Genomic DNA, 10318 nt, shown 5'->3' on the forward strand with positions numbered 1-10318 from the left:
GTCAACGATTTGGGTGGCACGCCCGCCGAGCTCTATCCCAATTACGAGACAATCGTCGAAGTCCAGGGCCTCTATACGTATATCTGTGGCGATGAGCCGGCAGATTGGCTCGATGAGGGAGACAAGAATCTCGTGATCTCGGGTGATGAATGGCTGAACAACTGTTACGACGGGTGGGTCGCTACCGATTACGAGGCTGGTGATTTCCTCTACGATTACATGGGTGTCGATCAGACCTATCCGGACATGAACGGTGCTGCCACGGGTGTGTCAAGATTGATAGCCGTAGACGATGATGAGATCTCCGGGGACCTCGCAGCGTTTGTCGCCGACTCTCTGCTTCTTAACTACGATCCGAACTATGAGATCGGCATGCAAAACTGGCTGGACGGCGTGGATGTAACAGACGATGCGACCTTATCGTACTGGGGAGTCAGTGGACTTATTGATACGCTTACTTTCGCTGCATCTGACACTGCGGATACGGTAGCTTCGGGGGTCTATATGGAGCTGGCGAATGGCAGCAAAACGGCGTTATTTGCCTTTGACGCCCTCAGTTTGAATACGATGGCCGTTGACGCGGACGCACTGCACGGAGCTGGGTACAACTGGATCGGTGTCTACCCCGAGGGTCCGATTCCTCAGGCACTGGAATGGATGGATGCTTTGTTTTTTGCATCGACAGATGATGATGTGGCACAGATTCCATCCCGGTTTGCTCTCCGTCAAAACTATCCGAATCCGTTCAACCCGGTGACGAGCATCAGTTTTGATCTCCCCACCGATGGTGACATTAGCCTGACGGTCTACAACATGCTTGGTCAGAAAGTGGCCACGCTTGTAAACGAGGTTCGGACGGCAGGCAGCCACACGGTGACCTGGGACGGTACCACGGATGCTGGTATAGCGCTAGCCACGGGTGTTTATCTCTACCGGATTGACGCCGGTGACTTCGGTGCGACCAAGAAGATGATTCTGCTGAAGTAATTCGTTCTGCAGAAGAATGGAAAAAGGGCGGCCTTTAGGCTGCCCTTTTTTTGTAGTCGAAATACTTTATTGTGAAACCATTCCCAGGCCATTTCTCTTCATTCTTTTCGTACCTTTCTTAGCGTAAGAAAGGTACCGAAATCTCAAGATCCTGCGGAGAAGCTTCGGCTCAAAATAATCTGACTGGTGTTGGCTGTCGCCACGGGAATCAATTAAACTCCCCGACCTGCCAGCCACCTACAACGTGGGGCAGGCTGGCCAGTCGGGATCAAACAGTAATTCATCCTGATCTACGGCTCTGCCAACCCCTGTTCGCCAGATTATTTTAGGCCACCGGTGGTGCCGATGCATCGGCACCAAGAGGGAGACTTCCCTTCTTTTCTTGGTCTTGCGCAAGAAAAGGACAGTAAGGATAAGATTATGATAGCCTCTGAAAGTGGTTTTGGGCCATTTTTTGTGATGTATTCTTTGTTGAGAGACACTCCTGTTTTCCCTTAACTTTCTATATTCTTAGTGGGAAACAGAACTGGATTAACATACCTGTGAAAACAAGACAATGGGAGCAGAAAGAATGGCGAACTGTATAAACAGGACTGCCATCGCCTCTCTGGCGCTGGTGTGTATTTCCTGCACACTCAGAATGGGTGAGGATGATGTGGTAGCCATTGATGGAGAGGTCTTTTCGCGTGAAGCATTTCTTGCCGATGTGGGGGAGACGCGGTTCAGCAATCTGGATGTGGTTGAGAAAAGGGAGGTGATAGGAGAGTTTGCAGAAAGGGTGATTATTTCGATGGAAGCGGAGATGCGTGGGCTCCGGAACGGTGAGCTGACCATGAAAGCCGAAATGCGAGCCAGAGAGAATCTCACGGTCAACAAGATCTTTGAGGAAGAAATCTGGACTTCACTTCTTTCCGACTCCTCTTTAAGACTCCTCTATGAACGGATGGGACGGGAGATTGGGGTTCAGCATGTGGTGCTGACATTTGCGGGTTCCCACAGGTCGAAGTCGGACCGCCCGGAGGAGCACGCGTTGAGTCTCATCAAAGAGATCAGAGAAAAAATCATCCAGGGAGAGATGAAATTCTACGAGGCAGCCAAGAAGTATTCCGAGGATCCTTCAAGATACAATGACGGGCAACTCGGCCGGTTCAAGTGGGGCGAGCTGTTTGAACCTGTCCAGACTGCAGCATTTTCGTTGGGAGCGGGAGAAATCTCCATGACTGTCAGGTCCGATGTGGGCTATCACATCGTTCGGGTATCGGGCATCAAGAAATTACCCCGGAAACCGTATGAAGAGATGATACCGAGATTGAGGCAGTTCATCCGGAGCAACCAGGGCCATGAGTTCGACGTTGGAGTCAGGAATTTTGAGTCGATACTTCGGAATCGTTACGGGGTTACTTTCAACGACGACATGATTCGCGAGCTACTGGCCGAGATCATCCGTGTCCATCGCGATCACGACGGAAGCCCCAAGGTATCCGACATTACGCTGGTGGATCTTCCAGGAATCGTCTTTGTTGCGGGGGGAATTCCCGTGGAGCTGCCGTGGTTACAGGAGCGGATTGAGCTTCTCGGTTCCCCTCTTTCTGAGTCCCTGGTCATATCGGAAAGGAGTTTAACCATCACTCTGGAGCACATACTCTACAGATTCCTGACTAACCAATTCGCTGAGGAGACAAGAGGGGAAGAGTGGTTTGTCGAAATTGACAAAGCGGTGGAACGGAAGCGACCTGACATTTTGAAAAACATTTTGATAGAGCGGCTGTCAAAGGAAAATTCCGATGCGTCAAAGGATGAACTTATTCAACTGGTGACGGACAGGCACCGGGTAGACATCAATGAAGATTTTCTCGCATTATATGTGGATCCCGCTGAACCGACCGATGACGTTCAACCTGTAAAGTAACCTACCAGGTTCGCCACGGGGATCACTGGCCGTTGAAGATTGCATTCAACAAATCGATAAGTTCAGGGTGGGGAAGTCCCTGACCCATGTACCACTCCCCGTTTTCGTCCTGAATGATGAGTTCATAGTGGAGATGGGCCCCCTGCCGGGTACCCTCAGCCCCGTCGCTGGTGCCGCTGTTTCCACATAATCCCACCAGCTGCCCTCGACGAACAGATTTTCCTACCTGAATCGACTCATCAATCTGTGAAAGGTGGGCATGGATAGAAACGAGTCGCTTCCCGGGAACCATGTCTACCCCGTGGTCGATGAATACACTTCTTCCCAGAAGGATGTGCTCAAACACATCCGAGGGAGTATAGCCAATGAAAGATGCTTTTTTCAAGAGCGAGTCGCGGAATTCATTCGTTATTTCCCGGTAGTCGTGGTCGGCTCGCGTAACGATGCCGTCGGCGACACTTCTTACCTGTGATCCATACGGTGCGGGGAAATCGATCCCGCGATGGGTTCCACTTCGATAATCCCGTGGAGCATTGGGGAGGAGATTAGCGTCCTCCGGAACAGGGACATTGGGGCATGGAAGGAGGAGCGAGAGCTGCGAAAGATACGAAAAATCATGGACCACTCTCTTCACATTTTCGTATTTCTTCATTAGTTCTGAGGCCAGTCGAGCAATTCCCGATTGATCCTCATCCAGTATGATCGTGACGGCACGCTGGTCTGAGCTTATTTCACGATATGAGTACCGGAAAAGGTTACCCTCCCCGACAATATCTCTGAGTTCCCGACTCAGCACCCTTTTCAGAGAATCGTCTTCTACCCGGGGAAAGTACGTCTCGTAATCGATACGTCCCGCGGTGCTATGGAGAAGCTCCTCAACTGTCTCTCCAGGAGCCACTGCCCCGTGAGGGATATGAATGGTCACGATTCTCCCATCTTCCGAGAATTCATACGAGACCTCTTCAGATGGAGTTACGTCTTCGACCGTTGGCGGTTTAATGAAGTAGGTACACCCTGCAAGGAAAAGCAGGGACGTGGTCACATAAACGCGCAACATACTTGCTATTCTTAACCTGGATTATTCATCAGCATACTCTAAATAGATGCTAAGTGATACTAAAACAACTAGATATATGTTCATTCTTTTATTGCTGATGAATAATCCACCAAAGGCCGCCTTTGGCGGGGTTAACCCCGCAAGTTCAGTCCCGCCAAGGCGGGAAACATGCGGCCCAAAGGGTGATTAATTCATGAGAGGTCATGAATTAATCAGGTTAACTACTCCCGGTGTTGATGTGTGAATGGAGTTCCACCAGGGCCGAGGTATACGCCTGGATGGGATGAGCCTCTTTTGTCGCGACGGCCATTACGGAAAATAGAGACGATTTTGCGTAACTGTCCGGGTCAAAATCGGATGTGAAGTGGATTTCAACGGTGGGCAGAGAGACAAGCTTCAGAGTATCTAGAATATCGTATTGACCTTTTGCCCAGGGACCCGGTGTGAAGAGCAATCCATCTGCCCAGTTTCTGTTTCGCTGAATAAAGGTGATGGCCTTCCCGGGATGATGAGTCTGGAGTGTTTTCAGGGTAATCTCCAGTTCATGCGCCTTTCGTCTCAGTGCCGTGTCGATTTTGTCGAGGGTAACCCGGTCGCCCACCTGGGCAGAACGTACCCCTATGAGGTTCATGTTGGGCCCGTGTAGAACAAGTATATTCATGATCTTCTCAATTGCTGATTAGGTGAGTAGGTAACTGGTTAACCAGGTAATTGGTAACTGGTAAACTGGTAACTGGTTCACTGGTGACTGGATACTGGATTCTTGATCCTTGTTACTTGATCCTTGACACTTGATCCTTGATACTTGGCTCTTGTTTATCCCTTATCTCGGTTTTCATGATAATCTAGTAACATTTTTCGAAGGATGCTTCGCAAATGCAGTTACCAGGAAAGGTAAATCGTCTTCCCGTGAACCACCATGTCATTGGTGATATCTCTGATCAGCCGCGACTCTTCACCGGATCTCAACGTGTATCGGTCAATGTAGGGTATTCCTTTGTCTTTGTCCGTGGAATAGGGGACGGTCAGGGCGAGATTTCCTCTTGAATCAGATCGGGCCAACTGTATGTAGGGAAACCACCGTTCATAGGGAGTGTGGACGATACCCTGGATCATCACGTCGCCGCTTGAGGGCAATCCTGAGACCTCCACTTGACAACCGGGCACATATTCGTAGAGTTTTACGAGGGCTATTTCGGGTCCACCCTCGGTCTGTTCATCCTTGCCGGGGCTTTCCGCCACCAGGCGCAGCCGTTCCAGGGGAGGATGATAGGTGCCGCGGCGGTCCATGACCGCACCTCCGTACCTCCAGGTCAAGCGGTAAAGGACGGTGGGGAACATCTCGGGAGAGAAATTGATCCTTCTCATCGATTTTCCCCTCAGGGACGCGCCAGTGACGTATTGCTCAACCTGGTTCTCCTGAACGACGCTTTGAAACGTTCCTACCAGATCGCGCGTAAGAACGTATCGCACTTTGTTTTCATCTAGAATTTTCCAGGCTGTCTTGTTGTTCCTGGCGAGAAAGAACTCACGGAGTCTCCGGAGGTCACTGGCATGTTCACCAAAGTTGTCCGCGAGTGCCGGTCTGTGTCCGTAGTACTGGATGTAATGCCCCAGAGACCATTCAGCCAGGACACCGTATTCTGCGGGTGTCGTCGGATTTTCGTAGTGTGAGGTAGGAGGGGTGTTACTCCGAAGCCATTCCAGGACGGGATGGAGTTGTGTCAACAGATTGTACGTAATATCTTTTTCCCCAATGCCTTGAATGGAAGGGTAATAGCCCGCCGAAATAACCAGTGCCAGCACGGGGCCCGTTACCGCCTTTCCCCATCTGTCCATCAGATATTCCACCGCGAGCGCAACCATCAGCCCCAGAAGAAGGGCCAGATAGGGGAGGTATCGCATCTGCAGAGATCCCATCACGACGAACATGAGCGTGGCTACCAGAAGTAATAGCCGACGCTGGCGATAAAGTAACCACCATCCAACGGGTAGAATGAGAACGAGCCATGATATCTGCATGCTCACCTGGGATGCCACATCGCTAAGGGGAAGACTCAGAAGTGATTGACTCTCGCCGATATGGGATTGCCAGCCCGACCAGGCTCCCAGAACGTACTGGGCTCCGGCCACTGTCTCCCGCCAGAGGTAGACCCCAACAACCAGTGTCATCATGACACTGGCAGAGATAATCGAAGTTCTATATTTCCCGGAGAGCTTCGCACGGGACATTATGAGCCACAAAGTGGTGTAGAAAAGCGTGGCTTCTGCCACTACCCATGGCTGAAATCCGCCGAAATGAGTATGAGCCAGGGGAACCCCCTGGAAATGGCTGAAGATCCCCAATGGGAGGATGACGATGCACGCGATGGCATTGATGGCTATTCCCAGGCCCCACACGTCTTTTCGTTCCTTCCAATAAATGGCAAGTAGGGTTAAGAAAATTAGGGCTTCCAGGAAGAGGAGCCCGTGCTGCACCAGGAGTCCCAGTCCCAGGTAAAGCCCGGGTAACAGGCTCACCCGGATTGTCTTCCGGAGATCCCGGTTTTCTGTAACCCTTGCCAACGCACGCGAGAGGCTGTCAAGAAAGAGTATCATAACCAGAAACTCGGCAGCGTGATGATCCAGCTGGCCCAGGTAGCTGTAGGAGATTGTTGTTGGGAGTAAGGCCGGTATGAGGGCGGCTCCGCAGGCCAACCATTTTCTCTTTGGCCACAATCGAAGTCCCATGCGATAGATGACGCCACAGGTTACCACCATCAAAAGCGGCGGAATGAAAACGAGGAGCTGGAGGGGAGAAAAAAAGCCGGGCACCAAGCTTATGATGGACCAGAGAGCCGCCAGGAAAAGGTCATAGAGCGGAGGCCAGATGATGTGTGCCCCGTGAGGATGATTAATATAAGAGTCAAACAGGGGTATAGAGGGAAAGTTCTGAACGATGAGCTCGACGCGGCGGAGGTGGTAAGAGGCATCGGGATCTCTGATGAGGGGACCCTTGTCGGTGAAAGTGGATTTGTAGTAGGGTGCAATACGCAGCCCCAGCGTGACGACAAGGATGATCAAAAAATAAGGGAGATGGTGGGAATAACGGTTTTTCAGTTCCATAACCTGAAGCCCAGCTAATAAAATCAACAGCTTACGAAGCTCTGGGACCAGAACGTGACCATACTGCCAACGAAAAACGGTTGATCCTGCCCCCTTTTGGGGGTGGGATCGGTCTTTTAATAGAAATCAATATATGCTTTGTAACCGACTTTTGCTCGGGCGAAAAACCGGACGGGGGTGGGGGGTTTTGTATGTAAGTCGGACTCACATTGTGGGATAGTTTTTCTGTTGTGTTTAGTTGCGTGCAGGATAAAGTTTCGTAGCGGTTCTGGCCGAGATAGAGAAACAAATGTGAGAAAACGTAACGCAACAAATAGCATAAATCTTGAAAGGATTGGTAAGATCGTAAACATGACCCAAGAAGAATTAGAACAATCACTAAACGAGTTGCGCGGATTACCTGATGAGACCGAGTGGGTTGAGTTTAAAGTCAACAACTACAACCCCAGGATAATCGGAGAATATATTTCGGCATTGTCAAATTCTGCCTGCTTACACGATAGAGCAAACGGGTTTTTGATTTATGGTATTCAAGATAAGACCCACTCTGTTGTCGGCACGAGTTTCAAACCCAAACAGACCAAGATCAAGAATGAAGAATTGGCTCCTAAGACAATTACGTCCAAGAATTGATTTTTTGATTTATGAATTTCCATATGCTGGCAAATCAATCGTTTTGTTCAAAATAGATGCCACAACCAATACGCCTGTAGAGTTCAGGGGCGAGGCTTACATCCGAGTTGGTTCTTACAAGAAGAAGTTATCAGACTTCGAGGAGAAGGAAAGGAAGATTTGGAAAAAGCAAACTGGGTATGACTGGTCAGCACAGATCTGCCAAGATGCAAGTATTGTTGACCTTGCTCCTGACGGTATCGTCAAGGCTAAGAATGAATTCATACAAAAAAATCCAAAATTCTCAGAGGATCTGTCAAACTGGGACGACGTAACATTCTTGAACAAGGCAAAAGTCACAGTTGGCGGGCAGATAACTAACACGGCCGTCCTTCTTTTAGGTAAACCTGAGTCGGAGCGATATCTGCTACCCTCTTTGGGACAAATCACTTGGGTGCTAAAAGACGAAAAAGGTATTGAGAAAGATTTTGAGCATCTCCAGCTCCCACTCCTGCTCAATGTTGATTACGTGCTAAATAGGATTCGCAACCTCCAGTACCGCCACTTACCAGATGGGACCCTATTCCCGATTAAGATTAGTCAATATGATCCATGGGTCATTCGGGAAGCCTTGCACAATTGCATTGCTCATCAGGACTATGAATTATGTGGCAGAATTAGTGTTGTCGAAAAGCCAGATGAATTGATTTTTTCGAATCTTGGCAGTTTTCTGCCTCACACTGTTGAAGCGGTCATAACACAAGATGCACCTCCTGCTATCTACAGAAATCGTTTTCTTGCACAGGCGATGCTTAATTTAAACATGATTGATACCATTGGTAGCGGAATCAAGAAAATGTTTCTTACACAGAAGGAAAGATTTTTCCCTCTCCCTGATTACGATTTGACGGAACCAGAGCGAGTAACTGTAAGAATACAGGGTAGGATTTTGGATCAAAATTTTACCCGCATATTGATCAACAATGTGGATCTGGAGTTATTCACAGTGATCCTTCTTGATAAAGTTCAAAAACGTTTGCAGGTCTCAAAAGAAGAGCACGGATTCTTGAAGTCAAAAGGGCTTGTTGAAGGAAGATATCCTAATTTGTTTGTAGCCTCCAAGATTGCATCGGTTGCAGGTGAAAAGGCTAAATATATCACGTACAGGGGCTTTGATAAAAAATATGGTAATTGGTAACGAAAGTTGCACTTAGTTTTGTCATATCTAATTGGAATTTAGTATGTTACAAGCATGCGGAAATGTCCTCGCTGCAAGGGGTCCAAATTTTGGCATTTGAGAACCGGTCAAACACGGTGTAGACAGTGTGGTTTGACGCGCTTTCCAACCCGTACTTACTGTCAGATGAGTCGTCTTTCCCCTTACTGGAAGGGTAGACTTGTGGAGTACTTTTGCCTTGGCGTCCCCGCTTATCGACTTCGCTTTCAAGTTCCTATCAGTCAAAAAGGGATTCAGCGTTTCTACCGCATCATGAGAATGTGTATCTATCAACATACGGTTCAGAACCTATCTGAACTGTCAGGATCCATTGAGCTGGATGAGACCATGTTCGGTGGAAGAAAACCGGGAAAACGGGGTTGGGGAGCTGAGGGTAAGATCATTGTCTTTGGCATGTATAAACGGAACGGCCTCGTCGTGACATTCCCGGTACCCAGCCGCGGCAAAAAGACTCTGTTATCACTCATTACAACGCATACCAGGCCAGGCAGTTTGTACTACACCGATGACTGGCATGCCTATGGTTCTTTATCCATTACGGGTAATCATGTGGTTGTCACTAAGGAAAAAGGGAAGCCCAAAGGGAGAGCCCATCTTAACAGTATTGAGGGGTTTTGGAGCTACGCCAAACATTGGCTCTATCAATACCGTGGTGTCCTTCAATCCCATTTTCCCCTGTATCTCAAAGAAATAGAATGGCGATTCAACAACCGAAGAAACAACTTGATTCCCCTGTTAAGAAAAATGATCAAACACACCAAACCTCATTACCCCTTAGTGCAACTTTGGGTGTGAATTACCAAAAATATTATGAGGATTTGATTATTGCCTTCGTTAAGAAGCATGGATTCGCTAGTAGGAGCGATATCGATTACCTAATACTGAACAAGTTACCTGATATTTTGACGGACGATCAAAAGGAGAGAAAGATCGCCAACATGCTTAGTGAGATGAGAAGAAAAGGCTTGATCAGAAACAGTGGCTCGAGAAAGCGTCCCAAATGGGTATTGACCTCCAAGTAGACAGTGGATCTTTAAGTAATAAATAAGTAATAAAAATCAAAATCGTAGTAATAAGAATTCCACAACCATCTGTAAATACAATTACTTATGGATATATTATATGAGTCCACTTAAGAAAAACACGTCACAAAATTCAAATTCTTCGATACTTTTATGGCATAATTAGCTTTCCTCGCTTAGAAGTGCTTTAGAACGGCTTCTATGCGCATTCCAGAGCCAGTATTCCTAAGGTTGAACCCCCCTGGACATAATGTTTTTAGATGGAAAAAAGTCTAATTGAAAAGCCGGACGGTGGTGGTGGCCTTTTCTCGCCAGAAAACAATTGCTTCAAGTAAAGAAAAATGATCAAACACACCAAACCTCATTACCCCTTAGTGCAACTTTGGGTG

At 48.3% G+C, this 10318-nt stretch carries 8 protein-coding genes; 5 read left to right on the forward strand and 3 right to left on the reverse strand.

All coding sequences use genetic code 11. From position 1 onward, the window contains the following. The coding region (locus tag V3U24_05080; protein MEE9166820.1) for a T9SS type A sorting domain-containing protein at positions 1 to 987 on the forward strand (987 nt) is incomplete at its 5' end. Between the two features lie 571 nt (positions 988 to 1558). Then, positions 1559 to 2896, forward strand: coding sequence for a peptidylprolyl isomerase (locus V3U24_05085; protein MEE9166821.1), 1338 nt, complete (start codon positions 1559 to 1561; stop codon positions 2894 to 2896). Between the two features lie 22 nt (positions 2897 to 2918). Here the strand turns inward: V3U24_05085 and V3U24_05090 are convergent, their stop codons facing one another. From V3U24_05090 to V3U24_05100, 3 genes are all read right to left on the reverse strand, one after another. Further along, positions 2919 to 3953, reverse strand: coding sequence for a M23 family metallopeptidase (locus tag V3U24_05090; protein MEE9166822.1), 1035 nt, complete (start codon positions 3951 to 3953; stop codon positions 2919 to 2921). Positions 3954 to 4170: 217 nt separating this feature from the next. Continuing rightward, positions 4171 to 4614 carry a type II 3-dehydroquinate dehydratase gene (locus tag V3U24_05095; protein ID MEE9166823.1) on the reverse strand — a complete coding sequence of 148 codons (444 nt, stop codon included), beginning with the start codon at positions 4612 to 4614 and terminating at the stop codon, positions 4171 to 4173. Between the two features lie 221 nt (positions 4615 to 4835). After that, entirely contained in the window at positions 4836 to 7058 is a 2223-nt protein-coding gene (locus V3U24_05100; GenBank protein MEE9166824.1) for a hypothetical protein, read from the reverse strand. A 291-nt stretch (positions 7059 to 7349) separates the two neighbouring features. On the opposite strand from V3U24_05100, the gene V3U24_05105 reads away from it, so the two are divergent. The 3 genes from V3U24_05105 (at position 7350) to V3U24_05115 (ending at position 9702) form a co-directional block, all read left to right on the forward strand. Beyond that, positions 7350 to 7691: an ATP-binding protein gene (locus V3U24_05105; protein MEE9166825.1), complete on the forward strand. Its 342-nt coding sequence runs from the start codon at positions 7350 to 7352 to the stop codon at positions 7689 to 7691. Continuing rightward, complete coding sequence (locus V3U24_05110; protein MEE9166826.1) at positions 7651 to 8868, forward strand: ATP-binding protein; 1218 nt, start codon at positions 7651 to 7653, stop codon at positions 8866 to 8868. Before V3U24_05105 ends, V3U24_05110 begins: the two co-directional genes overlap by 41 nt. 201 nt (positions 8869 to 9069) lie before the next feature. After that, the gene (locus tag V3U24_05115) at positions 9070 to 9702 is read left to right on the forward strand and encodes an IS1595 family transposase (GenBank protein ID MEE9166827.1); all 633 of its coding nucleotides are present in this window, start codon (positions 9070 to 9072) and stop codon (positions 9700 to 9702) included. Positions 9703 to 10318 lie beyond the last annotated feature (616 nt).

The sequence above is a fragment of the Candidatus Neomarinimicrobiota bacterium genome (genome assembly GCA_036476315.1).
Taxonomy (GTDB): Bacteria; Fidelibacterota; Marinisomatia; order Marinisomatales; family S15-B10; genus JAZGBI01.